Annotated in this window: 23 protein-coding genes and 1 riboswitch; of the genes, 19 read left to right on the top strand and 4 right to left on the bottom strand. The window is 72.7% G+C overall.

The window, feature by feature from the left end; all coding sequences use genetic code 11:
• Positions 1-41: 41 nt before the first annotated feature.
• The 6 genes from mihF to Raf01_RS27290 all read left to right on the top strand — a co-directional run bounded on the left by mihF (position 42) and on the right by Raf01_RS27290 (position 6,447).
• Positions 42-362: an integration host factor, actinobacterial type gene (gene mihF / locus Raf01_RS27315; protein ID WP_203920875.1), complete on the top strand. Its 321-nt coding sequence runs from the start codon at positions 42-44 to the stop codon at positions 360-362.
• A 23-nt stretch (positions 363-385) separates the two neighbouring features.
• Positions 386-979 carry a guanylate kinase gene (gene gmk / locus Raf01_RS27310; protein ID WP_239133950.1) on the top strand — a complete coding sequence of 198 codons (594 nt, stop codon included), beginning with the start codon at positions 386-388 and terminating at the stop codon, positions 977-979.
• Between the two features lie 7 nt (positions 980-986).
• Positions 987-1,244 (top strand): DNA-directed RNA polymerase subunit omega, encoded by a 258-nt coding sequence (rpoZ, locus tag Raf01_RS27305; RefSeq protein WP_203920874.1) that lies wholly within the window; start codon positions 987-989, stop codon positions 1,242-1,244.
• 150 nt (positions 1,245-1,394) lie between these two features.
• On the top strand, positions 1,395-2,654 hold the full coding sequence (gene coaBC / locus Raf01_RS27300) for a bifunctional phosphopantothenoylcysteine decarboxylase/phosphopantothenate--cysteine ligase CoaBC (protein ID WP_203920873.1): 1,260 nt from the start codon (positions 1,395-1,397) through the stop codon (positions 2,652-2,654).
• 99 nt (positions 2,655-2,753) lie between these two features.
• Entirely contained in the window at positions 2,754-3,947 is a 1,194-nt protein-coding gene (gene metK / locus Raf01_RS27295; RefSeq protein WP_203920872.1) for a methionine adenosyltransferase, read from the top strand.
• Positions 3,948-4,179: 232 nt separating this feature from the next.
• The gene (locus Raf01_RS27290) at positions 4,180-6,447 is read left to right on the top strand and encodes a primosomal protein N' (RefSeq protein WP_444544549.1); all 2,268 of its coding nucleotides are present in this window, start codon (positions 4,180-4,182) and stop codon (positions 6,445-6,447) included.
• 20 nt (positions 6,448-6,467) lie between these two features.
• Here the strand turns inward: Raf01_RS27290 and Raf01_RS27285 are convergent, their stop codons facing one another.
• On the bottom strand, positions 6,468-6,953 hold the full coding sequence (locus Raf01_RS27285; protein ID WP_203920870.1) for a group II truncated hemoglobin: 486 nt from the start codon (positions 6,951-6,953) through the stop codon (positions 6,468-6,470).
• A gap of 80 nt (positions 6,954-7,033) precedes the next feature.
• Here Raf01_RS27285 and Raf01_RS27280 point away from each other — a divergent pair, with 80 nt between their 5' ends.
• The 11 genes from Raf01_RS27280 (at position 7,034) to Raf01_RS27230 (ending at position 16,807) form a co-directional block, all read left to right on the top strand.
• Positions 7,034-7,630, top strand: a complete 597-nt coding sequence (locus Raf01_RS27280) for a MarR family winged helix-turn-helix transcriptional regulator (protein WP_203920869.1) — start codon at positions 7,034-7,036, stop codon at positions 7,628-7,630.
• A 90-nt stretch (positions 7,631-7,720) separates the two neighbouring features.
• Complete coding sequence (gene def / locus Raf01_RS27275) at positions 7,721-8,269, top strand: peptide deformylase (RefSeq protein ID WP_203920868.1); 549 nt, start codon at positions 7,721-7,723, stop codon at positions 8,267-8,269.
• Complete coding sequence (gene fmt / locus Raf01_RS27270; RefSeq protein ID WP_203920867.1) at positions 8,269-9,210, top strand: methionyl-tRNA formyltransferase; 942 nt, start codon at positions 8,269-8,271, stop codon at positions 9,208-9,210. The genes def and fmt overlap by 1 nt, the downstream gene beginning before the upstream one ends.
• Positions 9,207-10,724: an RsmB/NOP family class I SAM-dependent RNA methyltransferase gene (locus tag Raf01_RS27265; RefSeq protein WP_239133948.1), complete on the top strand. Its 1,518-nt coding sequence runs from the start codon at positions 9,207-9,209 to the stop codon at positions 10,722-10,724. The genes fmt and Raf01_RS27265 overlap by 4 nt, the downstream gene beginning before the upstream one ends.
• Before the next feature lie 82 nt (positions 10,725-10,806).
• On the top strand, positions 10,807-11,472 hold the full coding sequence (gene rpe / locus Raf01_RS27260) for a ribulose-phosphate 3-epimerase (RefSeq protein WP_203920866.1): 666 nt from the start codon (positions 10,807-10,809) through the stop codon (positions 11,470-11,472).
• On the top strand, positions 11,469-12,425 hold the full coding sequence (locus Raf01_RS27255; protein WP_203920865.1) for a response regulator: 957 nt from the start codon (positions 11,469-11,471) through the stop codon (positions 12,423-12,425). Before rpe ends, Raf01_RS27255 begins: the two co-directional genes overlap by 4 nt.
• Before the next feature lie 86 nt (positions 12,426-12,511).
• Positions 12,512-12,664, top strand: a riboswitch (FMN riboswitch).
• A gap of 163 nt (positions 12,665-12,827) precedes the next feature.
• A complete protein-coding gene (ribD, locus tag Raf01_RS27250; RefSeq protein ID WP_203920913.1) occupies positions 12,828-13,847 on the top strand; it encodes a bifunctional diaminohydroxyphosphoribosylaminopyrimidine deaminase/5-amino-6-(5-phosphoribosylamino)uracil reductase RibD in 1,020 nt (339 codons plus the stop codon).
• Position 13,848: 1 nt separating this feature from the next.
• Complete coding sequence (locus Raf01_RS27245) at positions 13,849-14,448, top strand: riboflavin synthase (RefSeq protein WP_203920864.1); 600 nt, start codon at positions 13,849-13,851, stop codon at positions 14,446-14,448.
• A gap of 76 nt (positions 14,449-14,524) precedes the next feature.
• Positions 14,525-15,760, top strand: coding sequence for a bifunctional 3,4-dihydroxy-2-butanone-4-phosphate synthase/GTP cyclohydrolase II (locus Raf01_RS27240; RefSeq protein WP_203920863.1), 1,236 nt, complete (start codon positions 14,525-14,527; stop codon positions 15,758-15,760).
• A gap of 10 nt (positions 15,761-15,770) precedes the next feature.
• Positions 15,771-16,241 (top strand): 6,7-dimethyl-8-ribityllumazine synthase, encoded by a 471-nt coding sequence (ribH, locus tag Raf01_RS27235; RefSeq protein ID WP_203920862.1) that lies wholly within the window; start codon positions 15,771-15,773, stop codon positions 16,239-16,241.
• 218 nt (positions 16,242-16,459) lie between these two features.
• Positions 16,460-16,807: an STAS domain-containing protein gene (locus Raf01_RS27230; protein WP_203920861.1), complete on the top strand. Its 348-nt coding sequence runs from the start codon at positions 16,460-16,462 to the stop codon at positions 16,805-16,807.
• Here the strand turns inward: Raf01_RS27230 and Raf01_RS27225 are convergent.
• From Raf01_RS27225 to Raf01_RS27215, 3 genes are read right to left on the bottom strand one after another with little or no spacing between them, the layout of a single operon-like run.
• Positions 16,804-17,559, bottom strand: a complete 756-nt coding sequence (locus Raf01_RS27225) for a metallophosphoesterase family protein (RefSeq protein WP_203920860.1) — start codon at positions 17,557-17,559, stop codon at positions 16,804-16,806. The two genes, Raf01_RS27230 and Raf01_RS27225, sit on opposite strands and share 4 nt — an antisense overlap.
• Positions 17,559-17,810: a hypothetical protein gene (locus Raf01_RS27220; protein ID WP_203920859.1), complete on the bottom strand. Its 252-nt coding sequence runs from the start codon at positions 17,808-17,810 to the stop codon at positions 17,559-17,561. The genes Raf01_RS27225 and Raf01_RS27220 overlap by 1 nt, the downstream gene beginning before the upstream one ends.
• A complete protein-coding gene (locus Raf01_RS27215) occupies positions 17,807-18,433 on the bottom strand; it encodes a nucleotidyltransferase family protein (RefSeq protein ID WP_203920858.1) in 627 nt (208 codons plus the stop codon). The genes Raf01_RS27220 and Raf01_RS27215 overlap by 4 nt, the downstream gene beginning before the upstream one ends.
• 66 nt (positions 18,434-18,499) lie before the next feature.
• Here Raf01_RS27215 and Raf01_RS27210 point away from each other — a divergent pair, with 66 nt between their 5' ends.
• Both Raf01_RS27210 and Raf01_RS27205 read left to right on the top strand, forming a co-directional pair.
• A complete protein-coding gene (locus Raf01_RS27210) occupies positions 18,500-19,066 on the top strand; it encodes a SigE family RNA polymerase sigma factor (protein ID WP_203920857.1) in 567 nt (188 codons plus the stop codon).
• Entirely contained in the window at positions 19,063-20,136 is a 1,074-nt protein-coding gene (locus Raf01_RS27205) for a GerMN domain-containing protein (protein ID WP_203920856.1), read from the top strand. The genes Raf01_RS27210 and Raf01_RS27205 overlap by 4 nt, the downstream gene beginning before the upstream one ends.
• Positions 20,137-20,285 lie beyond the last annotated feature (149 nt).

Below are 20,285 nucleotides of genomic sequence, written 5' to 3'. Positions count from 1 at the left end.
TGCAGTTAGGTACCGGCGCGAGATGGACCTGAGGAGAACTGGTGCCGCTCCCCACACTGAGCCCCGAACAGCGGACTGCTGCGCTGGAAAAGGCTGCAGAGATTCGCAAGGCCCGTGCCGAGCTAAAGGAGCAGCTCAAGGCGGGCAAGATCACGCTGGCGGCCGTGCTGGACCGCGCTGAGAGCGACGACGTTGTCGGCAAGCTCAAGGTGTCGGCCGTACTGCAGGCCCTGCCCGGGATCGGCAAGATCCGGGCCACCCAGATCATGGAGAAGCTGAAGATCGCCGACAGCCGCCGCCTGCGCGGCCTGGGCGACCAGCAGCGTAAGGCACTGCTTGGGGAGTTCTCTGCCGGCAAGTAAGTCGGTCAGTGTAGAAACAAGCAGTGAGTAACGACGACGACGCGCGTCCGGCAGCTCGACTGACGGTCCTCTCCGGACCCTCCGGGGTCGGCAAGGACAGTGTGATCGAGCTGATCCGGGCGCGCTCGCCCTTTGTCTGGCTGTCCGTGTCGGTCACCACCCGGCCGAAGCGTGACTACGAGGTCGACGGAGTGCACTACAACTTCGTCGACCGCAACGAGTTCCAGCGGCTCGTCGCGGCTGGACAGCTGCTGGAGTGGGCCGAGTTCGCCGGGAACCTCTACGGGACGCCCCGCGGCCCGGTGGAGGAGAGGCTGCGGCAGGGGATACCCGCGCTCCTCAAGATCGATCTTCAGGGCGCGCGGCAGGTCCGCGCGACGATGCCCGAGGCGCTGCTGGTCTTCCTGGCCCCGCCGAGCGTCGCGGAACTGCACCGGCGGTTGGTCGGCCGGGGGACCGAGGACCCCGAGACGATCCGGCTGCGGCTGGAGCACGCGGACGAGGAGCTGGCCGCGGAGACCGAGTTCGATGTGACGGTGGTGAACGACTCCGTCGAGCGTGCGGCCGATGAGTTGATAGGATTGCTCGGTTGCTTACCGTTATCCCCGAAGCATTAGGACTGCTGTGACCGTCGCGAATCCCGAAGGCATCACCAACCCGCCGATCGACGAGCTGCTCGAGAAGACCTCGTCCAAGTACGCGCTGGTTATCTTCGCGGCCAAGCGTGCCCGCCAGATCAATGCCTACTACAGCCAGCTCGGCGAGGGCCTGCTGGAGTACGTCGGCCCGCTGGTGGAGACCACGCCGCAGGAGAAGCCGCTGTCGATTGCGATGCGCGAGATCAACTCCGCCCTGCTGGTCGCGGAGCCCATCGAAGGCTGACCCGGACGGCGGCGAACGCCGTCGTTCGACGGACCCGGGCGCGAGCCCGGGTCCGGTGTGGTCCTGGCCGCCCTGGGTGGCCAGACGCGCTGGGTGGCCAGCCGCCGCGGGTGGCTAGCCGCTCTGGGCGGTCGGCCGCTCTGGGTGGCTATGGGCGTCAGTGAGGGGGTTGCCGTGTCGCAGCAGGATCCCCTTGTGATTCTCGGGGTGGGCGGCGGGATCGCCGCGTACAAAGCCTGCGAGCTGCTGCGGCTGTTCACCGAGTCCGGTCACCGGGTCCGGGTGATCCCCACCGCGGCCGCGTTGCGCTTCGTCGGCGCGCCGACCTGGGAAGCGCTGTCCGGCCAGCCGGTCGCCGACGACGTCTGGTCCGATGCCGAGCAGGTCCCGCACGTGTCGCTCGGCCGGGCAGCCGACCTGGTGGTGGTCGCGCCGGCGACCGCCGACCTGCTCGCCCGCGTGGCCCACGGCATCGCGGACGATCTGCTGACCAACACGCTGTTGACCACCCGCGCTCCGGTGGTCTTCGCGCCGGCGATGCACACCGAGATGTGGGAGCACCCGGCCACCGTCGATAACGTGGCCACCCTCCGGCGGCGGGGCGCGCTGGTGATCGAACCGGCGACCGGCCGCCTCACTGGGCGGGACACCGGCAAGGGCCGGCTGCCCGACCCGGCCGAGATCTTCGCGGTGGCGCGCCTAGCGCTGGCCCGGGGCGCGGTACCGGCCCGGGACCTGGAGGGCCGGCACGTGGTGGTCACCGCGGGCGGCACCCGGGAGCCACTGGACCCGGTGCGGTACCTGGGCAACCGGTCGTCCGGGAAGCAGGGGTACGCGTTCGCCCGCACCGCGGCGGCACGCGGCGCCCGGGTCACGCTGATCGCCGCGAACGTCACGCTGGGCGATCCGGCCGGCGTGGACGTGATCCGGGTCGGTACGGCGGAGGAGTTGCGCAAGGCGACGGTGGAGGCCGCGGCCGACGCCGACGCGATCATCATGGCCGCGGCTCCGGCCGATTTCCGTCCGGCCACCTACCAGTCCGGGAAGATCAAGAAGCCCGCCGACGGGTCGGCTCCCATGCTGGAGCTGGTGACCACTGTGGACATCGCCGCCGAGCTCGGCGCGGCGAAGCGGCCCGGCCAGGTGCTCGTGGCGTTCGCCGCGGAGACGCATGACGCGCTCGCGCACGCCCGGGACAAGCTGACCCGCAAGCGCGCGGACCTCATCGTGGTCAACGAGGTCGGGCCGGACCGGGCGTTCGGCACCGACGACAACGCGGCCACCGTGATCGGCGCGGACGGTTCGGTGACCGAGCTGTCGAGCCGGCCGAAAGCTGAACTCGCCGATGCGGTCTGGGATGTCGTAACCGACCGCTTATCTCCTGGTTCGAAGTCTTTTCCACCGGTCTAGCGGGCTCAAGCCAAACGCAGGCCGCTGGACTGTAGACTCCTTGAAACTCATTACCGGAGATCTTCGCTAGACACTGTTCCCGACCCTTGGAGGGGCACTGTGGCACGTCGTCTTTTCACGTCTGAGTCGGTGACAGAAGGACACCCAGACAAGATCGCCGACCAGATCAGCGACGGCGTACTGGATGCCCTGCTCACCACCGATCCGCACAGTCGCGTCGCCGTGGAAACGCTGATCACGACGGGTCAGGTGCACGTGGCGGGTGAGGTCACCACGCAGGCATACGCGGACATTCCGCAAATCGTGCGCGAGACCATTCTGCGGATCGGCTACGACTCGTCGAAGAAAGGTTTCGACGGAGCCTCCTGCGGCGTCAACATCGCGATCGGCGCGCAGTCCCCGGACATCGCCCAGGGTGTGGACCGGGCGCTGGAGGCGCGCACTGCCGGTGACGGCGACTCGCTGGACGCGCAGGGCGCCGGCGACCAGGGAATGATGTTCGGCTTCGCGTGCTCCGAGACGCCCGAGCTGATGCCGCTGCCGATCGCTCTGGCGCACCGGCTGGCCCGCCGGCTGTCGGCGGTCCGCAAGGACGGCACGATTCCGTACCTGCGGCCGGACGGCAAGACCCAGGTCACCGTGGAATACGACGGGCTCAAGCCGGTACGGCTCAACACGGTCGTCGTGTCCAGCCAGCACGCGCCGGACATCTCGCTGGAGTCCCTGCTGACCCCCGACGTGCGCGAGCACGTGATCGCTCCCGAGATCGACGGGCTCGGCCTGGACACCGAGGGCTACCGGCTGCTGGTCAACCCGACCGGCCGGTTCGAGATCGGTGGCCCGATGGGCGACGCCGGGCTCACCGGTCGGAAGATCATCGTAGACACCTACGGCGGATACGCCCGCCACGGTGGCGGTGCCTTCTCCGGCAAGGACCCGTCCAAGGTCGACCGTTCGGCGGCCTACGCGATGCGCTGGGTCGCCAAGAACGTGGTCGCGGCCGGCCTGGCCGAGCGGTGCGAGGCCCAGGTCGCGTACGCGATCGGCAAGGCGAAGCCGGTCAGCCTGTTCGTGGAGTGCTTCGGCACCGAGACGGTGCCGGTGGCGCGCATCGAGCGGGCCATCTCCGAGGTCTTCGACCTGCGTCCGGCGGCCATCATCCGCGACCTCGACCTGCTCCGGCCGATCTACCAGCAGACCGCGGCATACGGCCACTTCGGCCGCGAGCTGCCGGACCTGACCTGGGAGCGCACCGACCGGGTGGCCGACCTCAAGGCCGCCGCGTCGGACTGATCCCGTCCTCAGCGATCCAGACCGCGCCGCCCCGGCTTGCCCGGGGCGGCGCGGTTCGCGTTGATACGGCCGGAATCACCGGCCCGAACCGACGTGATCGGGATCGCTGTCCGGGCCGCCACGGCCGGCAAGCGGCCGGGTGGCGTGTGCGGTCTGGTAGAACTTCCGAATGCCCGCCCCGAAGAGGGCCGAGCGGGAGCCGGCCGCGCAGCTGCCGGTCGCGCGGATCAGCGTGGACGTCGGGCTCGCGCACCTGGATCGCCCGTTCGACTACCTGGTCCCAGCGCACCTGGACGCCGACGCCCGGCCCGGCGTGCGGGTACGGGTCCGGTTCGCTGGTCAGTTGGTCGACGGGTACCTGCTGGAACGGGTCGCCCGGTCGGAGCACGGGGGGCGGCTGACCTACCTGGATCGGGTGGTCTCACCCGAGCCGGTACTCGCCCCGGAGGTCGCCCGGCTGGCCCGGGCCATCGCCGACCGGTACGCCGGCACCCTGTCTGACGTGCTGCGGCTGGCCGTTCCGCCGCGTCACGCGCGCGCCGAGGCGGCGAGCCCGGCCGTTCCGGCGGCGACCGGTGGCGCGACGTCCGCGGCTCCGGGCGGCGGCCCCGATGGTGGCCCTGACAGCGGTGGCCCTGCTGGCGGCTCGGATGGCGGTGGCCCTGCTGGCGGCGGCGGCTCGGATGGCGGCCCTGATGGCGGCTCGGCGGGCCCGGAGGACTCCGCCGCGGGCGAAGGAACGCCCGGCCAGCAGGACGACCGCACGCCGGAGCCGGCCGACGGCCAGACGGGTAGCAGCGCTGGCGCGGGTGCCGGCGGCGAGGCGGCTGGCGGTGGCGCTGGTGCCGGTGGCGAGGCGGCTAGCAGCGACGCTGGTGCCGGCGGCCAGGCGGGTGGCAGCGACGCGGGTGGCAGCGCTGGCGCGGGTGTCGGCGGCGACGGGGTGGCCGGCGGTGGGTTCGACCCGCGGCGGTGGCGGAACTACCCGACCGGGCCGGGCTTCGTGAGCGCGCTGGCCGACGGCCGCGCGCCGCGTGCCGTGTGGACCGCGCTGCCCGGCGAGGACTGGCCGGCCCGGATCGCCGAGGCGGTGGCCGCCACGGTGCACAGCGGACGGGGCGCGGTCGTCGCCGTGGCGGACGCCCGGGACCTGGACCGGCTGGACGCCGCGCTGGCCTCGTGCCTGGGTCCGGACCGGCACGTCGCGCTGTCCGCTGCCGTCGGGCCGGCCGAGCGGTACCGGCGGTTCCTCGCCGCCCGGCGCGGCCGGGTCCGGGCGGTCATCGGTACCCGGGCGGTGGTCTTCGCGCCGGTCGCCGACCTGGGGCTCGTGGCGATCTGGGACGACGGCGACGACTCGTACTCCGAGCCCCGGGCCCCTTACCCGCACGCTCGCGAGGTGCTGCTGACCAGGGCGCAGTTGGGTGGGGCGGCGGTGCTGCTGGGCGGGTACGCGCGCAGCGCCGAGGCGCAGCAACTGCTGGAGACCGGCTGGGCCAAGCCCATCGAGGCGGCCCGTGACACGCTGCGCAGGTACGCCCCGTCGGTCCACGCGACCAGCGACGATCCCCGGGATCAGGCCGCCGCGCGGCTGCCCACGCTGGCCTGGCGGGCGGCCAGGGATGCGCTCGCGGCCGGGGCGCCGGTGCTGGTGCAGGTGCCCCGGCGCGGCTACCTGCCGGCGGTCGCCTGCGCGAACTGCCGTACCCCGGCGCGCTGCCCGCACTGCCAGGGGCCGCTGTCGCTGACCGGGTCGGCCAGTACCGCGGTGTGCCGCTGGTGCGGTCGGGCCGCCGCCGGGTATGCCTGCCCGGTGTGCGGCGGGCGGCGGCTGCGCGCCGCGGTCGTCGGCGCCCGCCGGACCGCCGAGGAATTGGGCCGGGCGTTTCCCGACGTGCCGGTCTGGACGTCGGGGCGGGACGGGGTGCTGGCCGGCGTCCCGGACGAGCCGGGGCTCGCGGTGTCCACGCCGGGGGCGGAACCGGTGCCGGCCGGACCCGGGTACGGCGCGGTGTTGCTGCTGGACACCTGGGCGCTGCTGACCCGGGCCGACCTGCGGGCCGGGGAGGAGGCGCTGCGCCGGTGGCTGGCCGCTGCCGCGCTGGCCCGGCCGGGCGCGGCCGGCGGCCGGGTCGTGGTGGTCGCGGACGGCGGGTTGGCGCCGGTACAGGCGTTGATCCGGTTCGATCCGGGGTGGCTGGCCGCCCGGGAGCTGGCCGAGCGGCGGGAGCTGGGCTTCCCGCCGACGGTACGGATGGCTTCGCTCACCGGTACGACGGAGGCGGTCGCCGATCTGCTCTCGGCGGCGCACCTGCCGGACGGGGTGGAGCCGCTCGGCCCGGTACCGGCCGGCGACGGCCAGGAGCGGATGCTGCTGCGTACCACCCGGTCGGGCGGGACCGCGCTGGCCGCGGCGCTGCGCGAGGCGGCCGGGGTACGCAGCGCCCGCAAGGCACCGGACCCGGTACGCCTGCAGGTCGACCCGCTGCAGTTGCTCTGACCGCGCTCAGCTCCAGCGCCTCAGCTCCAGCCCCACTGCGGTACGGGCTGGTCCGTGCTGGTGTCCGCACCGGGCTGGGAGACCTCGACCGCGATCTGGCTGCCCCACTCCAGGTACTCGGCGAACCGGCGGCGGAACCGCTCGTCGCCGGGCAGCCCGGCCTCGTCGGCGGCGGCCAGGAACGCCTCGACGAAGCGCTGCCGCTGCGGCTCGGTCAGGCCCAGGTTGGCGTGGTGGCGCAGCAGCGCGCCGTGCCCGCCCAGCTGCTGGGTGTAGTCGTCCGGGCCGCCGAAGACCTCGCCGAGCCAGGTCGCGAGGTGCTCGACGTGTCCGGGGCGGGGCTCGGTGCCGAACACCTGGGTCAGCACCGGGTCGGTCAGGCACCGCCGGTACTGGGCCTCGGCGAGCTTGACCAGCGCGGGCGCCCCGCCGAGGTGCTGGAAGATCGTCGGTTCCGGCTGTGCTTCCGGCTGCGGCGCGGTGGCGGCCGCGGACGGATCGGTCATGAGAGCCCCTTTGTTCGGTCTAGCGTGTCGTCATGGTCGAGCCTGCCTCCGAGATGTCTCGATATCAAGACAGTTCCGCCGTGGGTGAACAGCCGGCGAGCGAAGATCCCGGCGAACCGCTCGGCGAGCCGCCGGCGTCCGAGGATCACGTGGACCGTGCCCGGGCGCAGTGGGCGCAGGCGTGGCCGGAGCTGGACACGAGCCCGTTCGCTGTGGTCGGGCGCCTCGGGCGGGCCGTCGCGCACCTCGACCGTGAACTGGACGAGTTCTTCCAGAGGCACGGGCTGACCCGGGCACACTGGGACGTTCTGGCCTGCCTGCGCCGGGCCGGGGCGCCGTACCGGCTCTCGCCGACCGCCCTGTACCAGGGCCTGATGCGCAGCTCGGCGACCATGACCCACCGGCTGCGCCAGCTCGAAGACGCCGGACTCGTCGAGCGCGTCGCCGATCCGGCCGACCGGCGCGCCCTGCTGGTCGCTCTCACCCTGGACGGCGTACGCCTGGTGGACGAGCTGGCGGCGGCGCACCTGGACAACGAGCGCCGGCTCCTCGGGGCGCTGGACCCGCGTCAGCAGGAGCAGCTCGCCGGGCTGCTGCGCGAGCTGCTGGTCGGGTTGGAGGCCGCCGACCGACCGGGGCGTGGCCGGCGACACAGGGGATCCGCGCGCACTCCGTAGACTGGAGCAGTTGCCCTGCGGCAAGCCGACGGCCGGCCGGTGTCGCGGGCGGCCGACCGCCACGATCGACCCTTCAGGAAAGTAGGCTCTGTGACCGTCACGCCGATCCGTCTGTTCGGTGATCCCGTGCTGCGCAGCCCGGCCGACCCGGTCGTCGACTTCGACAAGGAGCTGCGCAAGCTGGTCGCCGACCTCACCGACACCATGCTCGACGAGGGAGGCGCCGGTCTCGCCGCGCCCCAGCTCGGCGTCGGCCTGCGGGTGTTCGCGTTCGATGTCGACGAGGTGGTCGGTCACCTGGTCAACCCGGTGCTGGAGTTCCCCGACGAGGAGGAGCAGGACGGCCAGGAGGGCTGCCTGTCCATCCCTGGGGTATACCAGGACACCAAGCGGCGGATGAACGTGATCGTCAAGGGCTTCAACGAGTACGGCGACCCGATCCAGATCGTCGGCAGCGGCATGATGTCGCGCTGTGTCCAGCACGAGACCGACCATCTGGACGGCGTGCTGTTCATCGACCGCCTGGACAAGAAGGCGCGCAAGGAGGCCATGAAGGCGATCCGGGCCACCGACTGGTACGAGGCCGGAATGACGGTCAAGGTCAGCCCGCACGCGCCCACCCGCGGCCAGGCCGGCTGATGCGGCTGGTCTTCGCCGGTACGCCGGACGTCGCGGTACCGGCCCTGGACGCCATCGCGGAGTCCCGGCACGAGCTGGTCGCCGTGCTCACCCGACCGGACGCGCCGGCCGGGCGGGGCCGGCGGCTGCTGCGCTCACCGGCGGGTGCTTGGGCCGACGAGCGGGGCATCGAGGTGCTGACCCCACGGCGGCCCCGGGAGCCGGAGTTCCTGGCCCGGCTGGAGCAGATCGCCCCGGACTGTGTGCCGGTGGTCGCGTACGGCGCGCTGGTGCCCCCGGCCGCGCTGGAGATCCCCCGGTACGGCTGGGTGAACCTGCACTTCTCGCTGCTGCCGGCCTGGCGCGGGGCGGCACCCGTCCAGCACGCCGTGCTGCACGGCGACGAGGTGACCGGCGCCAGCGTCTTCCAGCTGGAGGCCGGCCTGGACACCGGCCCGGTGTTCGGCACCCTGACGGACTCCATCCGTCCCACTGACACGTCCGGTGACCTGCTGGAACGGCTGTCGCTGGCGGGCGCCCGGCTGCTCGTGGACGTGCTCGACGGGATCGAGGCGGGCACGCTGCGGCCGGTGCCACAACCGCCCGACGGCGTGTCGATCGCACCGAAGCTCACGGTCGAGGACGCCGAGGTGCGCTGGGCGGATCCGTCCTTCGCGGTGGACCGCCGGGTGCGGGCGAGCACTCCGGCACCGGGGGCGTGGAGCACGTTCCGGGGTGAGCGGATCAAGCTCGGCCCGGTGGCGCCGGTGGTGCCGGTACCGGAGGATGTCGCACTGGCGCCCGGGCAGATCGAGGCGCAACGGCATCGGGTACTGGTCGGCACCGGCAGCGGCCCGGTGGCGCTCGGCGAGGTCCGGGCGGCCGGCAAGCGGGCCATGCTCGCGGTGGACTGGGTCCGGGGCGTGCGCCTCGAGCCGGGCGAGAGGTTGGAGCAGTCGTGAGCAACGATCCGGCACCGGGCCGGCGTACGGCGACCGGGCGCGGCCCCGGGGTCCGGCGGCCGGAGCGCGGACGGGACCGGGGCGACCGGTCGGGGGCGCCGCCGCGGGAGGATCGCGAGGCCGTCGCGGACCGGATACGGCGGGCGATCGCGCGGGGCGGGGATCCGGCCCGGCACGCGGCGTACCAGGCGATCATGGCGGTGAACCGGGACGACGCGTACGCCAACCTGGTGCTCCCGCAGATCCTGCGCGAGCTGGGGGTACACGGCCGGGACGCGGCGTTCGCCACCGAGCTGACCTACGGCACCCTGCGCGGCATGGGCACCCTGGACGCCATCGTCGCCTCGGCCGCCGGCCGGGAGGTGGAGAAGATCGACCCGCCGGCCCGGGACGTCCTGCGGCTGGGCGCGTACCAACTGCTCTACACGCGGGTACCGGCGCACGCCGCGGTGTCCTCCAGCGTCGACCTGTTGCGGGCGGTGGCCGGCGCGAGCGCGACCGGCTTCGTCAACGCGGTGCTCCGCCAGGTCGGGGAGCGGACCCTGGATGCCTGGCTCACCGAGCTGGCCCCGGACCCGGACACCGATCCGGTCGGCAACCTGGCGCTGACCCGCAGCCATCCGCAGTGGATCGTCCGGGCGTTCGCCGAGGCGCTCGGGGGCGACCTGGGAGAGACCGAGGCACTGCTGGCCGAGGACAACGACCCGCCGGCGGTGCACCTGTGCGCCCGCCCCGGTCTGGCCGACGCGGTCGAGCTGGCCGACGAGGTGGGCGGTGCCCCGGGCGCGTTCTCGCCGTACGCGGTGTATCTGTCCGGCGGCGCGCCGGGCGAGCTGGCCGCGGTACGCGACGGCCGGGCGCACGTGCAGGACGAGGGCTCCCAGCTGGCCGCGCTCGCGCTCGCCGGGGCCGAGGTGACCGGCGAGGACCGGCGCTGGCTGGACCTGTGCGCCGGGCCGGGAGGCAAGGCGGCGCTGCTCGGGTCGCTGGCGGCGCTGCGCGACGCCCGGCTGACCGCAGTCGAGGTCGCGCCGCACCGCGCCGCGCTGGTCGAGGCGGCGACGAGGGGCCTGCCGGTCGACGTGCTGTGCGCGGACGGTCGCGACGTGGGCGCCGGTGCCCTGCCGGAGTCCGGGTTCGACCGGGTGCTGGTGGACGCGCCGTGTTCCGGGCTCGGTGCGCTGCGCCGGCGCCCGGAGTCGCGCTGGCGCCGGTCCCCGAGTGACCTGCCGCCGTTGACGCGGTTGCAGCGCGAGTTGCTCGTCGCGGCCGTGCGAGCGGTCCGGCCGGGCGGGGTCGTGGGGTACGTGACGTGCTCGCCGCACATCGTGGAGACCCAGGTGTCGGTCACCGAGGCGGCCCGTCGCTGCCCGTACCCGGTCGAGCTGCTGGACGCGCGTCCGATGCTGCCCGAGGGCATGCCCAACTTGGGTACGGGGCCGACCGTGCAGCTGTGGCCGCACCGGCACGGTACCGACGCGATGTTCATCGCCCTGCTGCGCCGGGTCGGCTGAGCCCGATCCGGCGAGCGGCGCCCGACCACCCGCCGGATCGACCGGACGCCCGCGCCCGGTGGGCAGTCAATACACTGGCGAGGTGAGCGTGCCGCCACCCATCATCGCCCCCAGCATCCTCGCCGCCGACTTCTCCCGCCTGGCCGAAGAGGCCAGAGCCGTCGAGGGCGCGGCCGACTGGCTGCACGTCGACGTGATGGACAACCATTTCGTCCCCAACCTCACGATCGGGCTGCCGGTCGTGCAGAGCCTGATCAAGACGACCACGCTGCCGTTCGACGTCCATCTGATGATCGAGGCGCCGGAGCGGTGGTCGATCGGGTACGCCGAGGCGGGCGCGTACAACGTGACGTTCCACGTCGAGGCCACCGACGATCCGGTGGCGCTGGCCAAGAGCCTGCGCGCCGCCGGCAGCCGGGCCGGCCTGGCGATCGACCGGGGCACCCCGGTCGAGCCGTACCTGGAGCTGCTGCCGCACTTCGACACCCTGCTGATCATGACGATCAAGGCCGGCTTCGGCGGCCAGGCGTTCCTGCCCGAGATGCTGGACAAGGTACGCACCGCTCGCCGGCACGCCTCCTCCGGGCACCTGGAGCTGCGGGTCGAGGTGGACGGCGGGATCGCCGCCGACACCATCGAGGCCGCCGCCGATGCGGGCGCGGACGCGTTCGTCGCGGGCACGGCGGTCTACGGCGCCGCCGACCCGGCCGCCGCGATCCGGGCGCTGCGCCAGGCGGTCAGCCGGTGACCACGCCGTCGGGCGAGCCGCACAAGGATCTGATCCTGGTCGTTGACGACGACCTCGACATCGCCCGGTTCATCGAGGTCAACCTCCAGTTGCAGGGCTTCGACGTGGTCGTGGCCCGGGACGGTGCCGAGGCGTTGACCGTGGTCGCCGGCACGCCCCCCGACCTGGCGATCGTCGACTTGATGATGCCCAAGGTCGACGGGTTGGAGCTGACCCGGCGGCTGCGCGCGAACCCGCTGACCGCGTCGATGCCGATCATCATGCTGACCGCCCGCGGCCTGACCGTGGACAAGGTGCTCGGGCTGACCGCCGGTGCCGACGACTACCTGGTCAAGCCGTTCGACACGCTGGAGTTGGTGGCCCGGGTCAACTCGATCCTGCGGCGCAACCAGGAATACCGTGAGGTCTCTCCGCTGACCGGGCTGCCCGGCAACACCCGGATCCTGCGCGAGATCTCCGATCGGGTACGGGGCGGCACGGACTACGCGGTCTGCCACGTCGACATCGACCGGTTCAAGAGCGTCAACGACGCGTACGGGTTCGCCCGCGGCGACGAGTTCATCTCCGCCCTGGCCCGCTCGGTGCAGCGCGCGGTGATGGAGGTCGGGCTGCCCCCGGCGTTCGTCGGTCACATCGGCGGCGACGACTTCGTGATCGTCTGCACCCCGGACCAGATCCGCCCGCTGACCGAGCGCGCGGTGACCGACTTCGAGAGCACGGCGGACAAGCTCTACGACCCCATCGACTCCGAGCGGGGATACCTGGAGCTGACCGACCGCAAGGGCGAGGTCAAGCGGGCCCGGCTGGTGACGATCTCGATCGGCGTGGCGCTGTCCACCAACCGGCACCACGCCGACCCGCGCGAGGTGGTCGCGATCGCCTCGGAGATGAAGACGGTGGCGAAGACCCAGCCGGGCTCGTACGTCGCGGTGGACCGGCGCACCGACCGTTGATCCGAGCGTCACCGGTGGTGTGATGCACATCGCGCGGATGACGCATCGCCGCCCGGATCGTGTAAGACTCGACGCAAGTACCCACCACGCGCTGGCGGGACTCGGTGAAATTCCGAACCGGCGGTGATCCGGTGCCTTGACGGCCCGGTAAGCCCGCGACCCGGTCGACGACATGTCGAACGGTGGACCTGGTGAAAATCCGGGGCCGACGGTCAAAGTCCGGATGGGAGACAGCGCGCGGGCGGAGCGTCGTTTGTGGCGTTCCCGGGTCGGCCGGCAGTGTCCGGTCGCCCGTCGGGTGGCGTTTCGCCGCCCCTGCCTGCCGGTTGTCATGCCCCCGCCGCGCACCGCGACGAGAGGGGCCCGGCGGTGACCGAGTTCAGCACGGCAGAACGGGACGCGATGGACCGCGCCCTGGATCTGGCCGCGCAGGGGCTCGGTTCGACAAGCCCGAATCCGAGTGTCGGCGCGGTGATCCTGGCGGCGGACGGAACCGTCGCCGGTGAGGGCCGGACCGCGCCGGTCGGTGGACCGCACGCCGAGGTGGTGGCGCTGGCCGCCGCCGGCGAGCGGGCCAGGGGCGGCACCGCCGTGGTCACCCTCGAACCGTGCGACCACACCGGGCGTACCGGGCCGTGCACCCGGGCACTGATCGCCGCAGGGGTCGCCCGCGTGGTCTATGCCGTCGCCGACCCGAACCCGCTGGCCGCCGGGGGAGCGGAGACGCTGCGCGCCGAGGGCGTCGAGGTCGCCGCCGGACTGGGCGAGGACCGGGCCGTTCAGGTGTCCCGGTACTGGCGCACCGCGGTGCGGCGGGGCCGCCCGTACGTGATCTGGAAGTACGCCGCGACCCTGGACGGCCGTTCGGCGGCCGCGGACGGTACCAGCAAATGGATCACCTCCGAGCGGGCCCGGGCGGACGTGCACGCGCTGCGCGGCGAGATGGACGCGATCATCGCCGGCATCGGTACGGTGCTGGCCGACGACCCGGCGCTGACCGTGCGGGTACCGGGGCTGGACCGCTCACCGCTGCGGGTGGTGGTGGACGCGGCCGGCCGTACCCCGGTTGGCGCCCGGGTGCGCCAGGGCGACGTACCGACCTGGATCGCCACCGCCGCCGAGGTCGGCGCCGGCGCGGACGGCCGGGTCGACCTGGACAAGTTGCTCGCCGCGCTCTACGGCCGCGGGGTGCGTGCCGCCCTGATCGAGGGCGGCCCCACGCTGGCCGGCGCGTTCCTGGCCGCCGGGCTGGTCGACGAGGTCGTCGGGTACCTCGCGCCCAAGGTGCTCGGCGAGGGGCTGATGGCCAGCGGACCCGCGGGAGTGAGCACCATCTCGGCCGCCATCGATCTCGAGCACGTCGACGTTACTCGCATCGGACCGGACCTGCGGATCACCGCGGTTCCGCGGAGGAGGAGCTGACATGTTCACCGGCATCGTGGAAGAGCTCGGCAGCGTGGCCGGGGTCGTCGACCTCGGCGACGCTGCCCGGCTGACCGTGCGCGGACCGCTGGTCACCCAGGACGTGGGCCACGGCGACTCGATCGCGGTCAACGGCGTGTGCCTGACCGTGGTCGAGGCCGGCGACGACCAGTTCACCGCCGACGTCATGAAGGAGACGCTGGACCGCTCGTCGCTGGGCCGGCTGGCCGTCGACGACCCGGTCAACCTGGAACGGGCCGCGACGCTGTCCACCCGGCTGGGCGGGCACCTGGTGCAGGGACACGTCGACGGGGTCGGCGCGATCGTCTCCCGGACGCCCGGCGAGCAGTGGGAGATCGTCACGGTCTCGCTACCGCCCGGCCTGGCCCGGTACGTGGTGGAGAAGGGCTCGATCACCGTGGACGGGGTCTCGCTCACCGTCACCTCGGTGTCCGACCACGACTTCTCGGTCAGCCTGATCCCGACCACGCTGAAGCTCACGACGCTGGGCAGCAAGGGCGTCGGTGACCTGGTGAATCTGGAGGTCGATGTGATCGCCAAGTATGTCGAGAAGCTGGTTGCTACGGGGGAACGGGCATGACCGAGCGTCAGCGAGGGAATCAGAGTTGCAGAGCGTTCGTGCCTCATGCCGAACCGCAGCGAAGCGAGGGTTTGGCATGAGCGAGTCGGGATCGTTCGACAGCATCGAGAAGGCGATCGCGGACATCGCCGCCGGCCGGCCGGTGGTGGTCGTCGACGACGAGGACCGGGAGAACGAGGGCGATCTGATCTTCGCGGCCGAACTGGCCACCCCGGAGCTGCTGGCCTTCATGGTCCGGTACACGTCCGGGTTCGTCTGCGCGCCGCTGCTCGAGTCGGACGCCGACCGGCTGGAGCTGCCGCCGATGTACCGGGTCAACCAGGACCCGCGGGGCACCGCGTACACCGTGACGGTTGACGCCCGCGACGGCGTGAGCACCGGCATCTCGGCCGCCGACCGGGCGCGCACCATCCGGCTGCTGGCCGACCCGTCCACCAACGCCGTGCAGCTGTCCCGGCCGGGTCACGTGGTCCCGCTGCGGGCCAAGGCCGGCGGCGTGCTGCGCCGCCCGGGTCACACCGAGGCCGCCATCGACCTGGCCCAGCTCGCCGGCCTGCGTCCGGCGGGGGTGCTCTGCGAGCTGGTGAACGACAACGGCACCATGATGCGGCTGCCGGAGCTGACCCTGTTCGCCAAGGAACACGAGCTGAGCCTGATCTCGATCGCCGACCTGATCGCGTACCGTCGCCGTACCGAGCGGCAGGTGGAGCGGGTGGCCACGGTCCGGATGCCGACCGCGTACGGGCAGTTCACCGCGTACGGGTACCGGGCCACGATCGACGGCGCCGAGCAGATCGCGCTGGTCTACGGCGACATCGGCGACGGGCAGGACGTGCTGGTCCGGGTGCACTCGGAGTGCCTGACCGGCGACGTGTTCGGCTCGCTGCGCTGCGACTGCGGGCCGCAGCTGCAGGCCGCGCTGCGCCGGGTGGCCGAGGAGGGCCGGGGCGTGGTGCTCTACATGCGCGGCCACGAGGGCCGGGGGATCGGCCTGCTGTCCAAGCTCCAGGCGTACGAGCTGCAGGACGCCGGCAGCGACACGGTGGACGCGAACCTGCTGCTGGGCCTGCCCGCCGACGCCCGGGACTACGGCACCGGCGCGCAGATCCTCTACGACCTCGGGGTGCGCACGATGCGGCTGCTGACCAACAACCCAGCCAAGCGGGCCGGGCTGGAGGGGTACGGGCTCAAGGTGCTCGGGCGCATCCCGCTCCCGATCCGTCCCCAGCCGGAGAACGTCCGGTACCTTCGCACCAAGCGGGACCGGATGGGCCACCTGCTGGAACAACTCGACGACGTCGCTGAGGTCTAGGAGAATATCGATGGCCGGGTTCGGCACCCCCGAACTGTCCACCGTGGACGCCTCGGGGCTCACCCTGGGGGTGGTCGCCACGCGGTGGCACCACGAGATCACCGAGCAGCTGCTGGACCGGGCGCTGGCCGCCGCGAAGGCGTGCCAGGTGGGGAAGGTGACGGTGGCCCGCGTCGCCGGCTCGGTCGAGCTGCCGGTGCTGGCTCAGGCGCTCGCCCGCGGCCACGACGCGGTGGTCGCCCTCGGCGTCGTCATCCGCGGCGACACGGCGCACTTCGAGTACGTGTGCCAGTCGGTGACCGACGGGCTGACCAGGGTGGCTCTGGACGAGTCGACTCCGGTCGCCCAGGGCGTGCTCACCGTGGACACGGTCGACCAGGCGCTGGAGCGCGCCGGGCTGCCCGACTCGAGCGAGGACAAGGGCTGGTCAGCGACCGTCGCCGCGCTGGACGCCGCGCTGGCGCTGGAGGGGCTCGGCTGACCGTCCGGGCGCCCTCGACCCGGCCGTTTTTCCCGCCGCGTCCCGGCCGTCTTTCCCTCCGCGTCCCGGCGGTCGGCGTGGCCGGGCGCCGGGACTGACCCGGGGTGTGGCGCGGCGGTACAGTGTGCGGCGGTGAGGTCCGCAGCCAGCCGCGGCTTCCGATCCAGTCCATCGTGGCCAACGGGCCTGATTGCTCACTCCGGGGTGGGAGGCTCGACATGACCGACGAATCTGAGGGCCTGCGCATCGAGCGGATGCCGGCCGAGGAATCGGCCCTATTCCGCCTCACCGGCTACCTTGATCTGTCCACCGTGGACCTGTTGAAGACCACGGTCGGGCCGGCCTGTGGCGAGAACCCGGAAGTGGTGCTCGACCTGTCCGGCCTCACGTTCTGCGACTCGACCGGGGTCGGCGCGCTGGTCTGGCTGTACCGGCGGGCCACCGCCGGGGAGGGCCGGCTGATCGCGTACGCGCCCCGCAAGACCGTGCGCGAGGTGCTGCGGATCAGCGGGGTGGACCGGATCATCCCGGTGCGCGCCGGAGGCGGAGCCCCGAACCCGACCTAAGCCACCGCGGGTTCCCGCCGCTGGCCGGGTGAGTCCTGCGGGTTGAGGTGGAAGACGCTGTACGCCTGCTTGATCACGGGGTGGGCGACGTTGCGTACCCGTACCCCGCCCGGAGTGATCCCGCGCTCGGTGCCGGCGTGTGCGTGCCCGTGGATGGCGAGGTCGGTCGGCGCCGAGTCGATGGCCTGGCCCAGCAGGTACGAGCCGAGGAACGGGTAGATCTCCAGCGGCTCGCCGGCCAGGGTGTCGGACACCGGCGCGTAGTGGGTCAGCGCCACCAGCAGGTCACAGCTGGCCGCGTCGCGGAGCAGCTCACCCATCCGTTCTGCGATGTCGCAGGTGGTCCGGATGAACGACTTCATCTCGGGCTCGCCGAACTCGCTGGCACACCGGCCGGCGAAGCCGCCGCCGAAGCCCTTCGCCCCGACCACCGCCAGCCGGGCGCCGTCGATGTTCACGGTCGCGGATTCGCACTCCAGCACGAGGATCCCGACGTCCCGCAGGATCGAGGTGACCTCCGGTACCTGGTCGCAGTGGTAGTCGTGGTTGCCCAGCACCGCGATCACCGGTACTCCGAGGTCGCTGAACTCCCGCGCCACGCACTCCGCCTCCGCCGCGGTGCCGTGCCGGGTCAGGTCCCCGGCCAGCAGCAGGACGTCCGCGCAGTCAGGCAGCTGCTCCAACGCGGGCCGGTACCGGCCGACGACGTCCTGGTCGATGTGGACGTCACCGACCGCGGCGATCCGGACCATTACAGCTCCTCCACCTCGACCGGAGCCTGCGTTCGAGTCACTCCGATATCGCACTCGATGTGCACGTCCGGGAAGTTTTCCCTGATCAGCCGCTGGATCTCCTCGCGCCGGTGCGCGCTTTCCACCTCGCCCTGCACGAGCAGGATTCCCTCGCCGCGGCGCAGGATCAACCCCTGCTCCGAGAGGTCCGGGTGCTCGGTCAGCAGCCGCTGCACGGCGGCCTCCACGTATGGGTCCCCGGCACGGTTCACGCCCCCACCTCCTGGACGTCCAACTCTGGGACGGGTACGCCGGTGTCGGCCGGTGTGGGCATGGTGTCTGCCAGCGGCACGACCCCGAGCCGATCGAGCAAGATCAGAAACACTTCGGCGTACGGGGACGGAGCGGTGTTGTGCCGCACCGCCGGCCAGTCGATCTGCTCGCGCAGCGAGCGGGCCAGCGGCAGGGCCTTGCTCAGATCGCAGTACTGCTGGCTGAACGACAGCAGCTTGTGCTCCATCAGCAGGGTCGCCGAGATCACCGGCAGTTGAATGGCGTTGATCGAGATCGGGCTGGCGCTGGCCAGCGTCTCGTCGGTGACCGGGCGCTCTACCGGCCGGTAGATCAGATCCACCAGCCGGCCCTCGTCGTACACCTTGACCAGCCAGTCTTCCGGCGGCCGTTCGGTCTCGAAACCGGCCTCGGCGAGCATGTCCAGCGCCTTGTCGGCGTCCTCCATGCGCAGCAGGAAGTCCACGTCATGATCGCTGGAATGCCCTCCGTGGGCGTAAGCCGCGAAGCCGCCGGCGAGGGCGAACGGGATGCCGGCCTGCTTGAGCACGCAACCCACCCGCTTCATGGTGAGGGTGAGATCTTCATCCGTCCCGGTGGCCATAGCGGACGGCTTACCCATCCCGGGCCAGGCGGTAAACCACGGCGCAGGGTTGCGCGTGGTACCGGTGTGAGCAGCACACTGGGGTTCACGACCCTGGACGGTGACCTGATGCCGGTACCGGCGCAGGCCGAGCGGTGGACCGCCGACGAGGCGGTCACCAGGCTGTTCGCCAGCCACTACCGGCAGCTGGTGCGGCTGGCGGCGCTGCTGCTCGCCGACCGGGACCTGGCCGAGGAGGTCGTCCAGGACGCGTACGTCCGGTTGCATCAGCGCTGGCGTACCCTGCGCGAACCGGACCGGGCGCTCGGGTACCTGCGGATCAGCGTGGTCAACGGGGCCCGTTCGGCGCTGCGCCGGCGCGCGGTGGCCCGCCGGTACGCGGCGATCCTGGTGGCGTTCCCCGACGTGCCGAGCGCGGAGACCTCGACGCTGGACGCGTACGAGCAGACCGTCGTGATCGCCGCGCTGCGCCGCCTGCCCGCCCGGCAGCGGGAGGCGCTGGTCCTGCGCTACTACGCCGACCTGTCCGAGGCCGACATCGCCGAGGCGATGGGCATCAGCCGGGGCGCCGTCAAGAGCCACGCCGCGCGGGGCCTCGCCGCCCTGCGCCAGATGCTGGAGTCGAGGTCATGACGTTCGGGAAGACTCCGCGGCCCTGGGGCACCGCCGGCGACCGCGAGATGGGGGACCTGCTGCGCCGGGCGCTTTCCGGCGAGGCGGGGACCGTCGAGGCGTCCCCGGACGCGCTCGGGCGCATCCGGGAGCGCATCGATCGCCGCCGGGCCCGGTGGTGGTTGCCGCTGCCCGGCTCGCTGCGGGTGGTGGCGGTGACGGCCGTGGCGGCGGCAGTGGCCGCGGCGGTCGTGGTCGGGCTCGGTACCGGCCTGCCGCACTCCGGTACGACCGGGCTGTCGGGTACCGGTGGGGTGGCGGGCAACGGACCGGCCGGCGGCCGGCCGGTACTCACCGCCAACCTGCCTGTGTACTACCTGGGCCCGGCCTCCGCGGGCGGGCGGCTCTACCGCGAGTACCACCGGATCCCGGTCGCCGACGGCTCGGTGACCGCCCGGATCGAGGCCGCGGTCGGGGCGATGCTCGGCCTGCCCGCCTCCGACCCCGACTACCGCAGCCCCTGGCCGGCCGGAGCGCGGGTGGCCGGGGCGAGCGTCGAGGGCGGCACGGCCAGCGTCGACCTCACCGGCGCAGCGACCGACGACGTCGATGCGGACACCGCCCGCATGGCGCTGGAGCAGCTGGTCTGGACCGCGACCGCGGCCAGCGTGCCGCCCGGGCAGACCACCGGGCTGACCGCCGTGCGGCTGAGCGTGAACGGGCACCTGGCCACCGCCCTGTGGGGCGTCGAGGTACCCGACCAGCCGCTGCACCGGCGCCCGGCGGTGGACGTGCTCGCCCCGGTCTGGGTGATCGACCCCCAGCAGGGCGCGACCGAGGGGCACGACTTCACGGTCAACCTGGCCGGGATCGTGCCCGAGGCGACGATGCGGCTGCGGATCCGGGACGCCGGCGGCACGGTGGTCAACGACCAGAGCGTGCACCTGAGCGCGGGCGCGCCGCAGACGGGCCAGGCATCGGTGAAGATCACCGGCCTGCCGACCGGTACGTACACCGTCGAGGGCTACCTGGTGTCCGAGCGGGACGGCAGCGAACAGTGGTCCGATGACCACCGGTTCACCGTGGGCTGACGCCCGCGCGGCCGCCCGGTGAATGATGCGTCGACGCCGGGCCTGTGCTCGCCTCCGCCACAGGTCGGCTCCGGCTGCGCTCAGGCGTCTGCGCGTCTCACCATGTGCCGCCGGGCCGCCCCGCTACCGGCATCGGGGAGGCCGGCCTG

Origin of the sequence: Rugosimonospora africana, assembly GCF_016862975.1 — a bacterium.
Classification (GTDB): domain Bacteria; phylum Actinomycetota; class Actinomycetes; order Mycobacteriales; family Micromonosporaceae; genus Rugosimonospora; species Rugosimonospora africana.
Note: the sequence above shows the minus strand (reverse complement) of the source record. Positions and strands in the feature narration are given on the sequence as shown.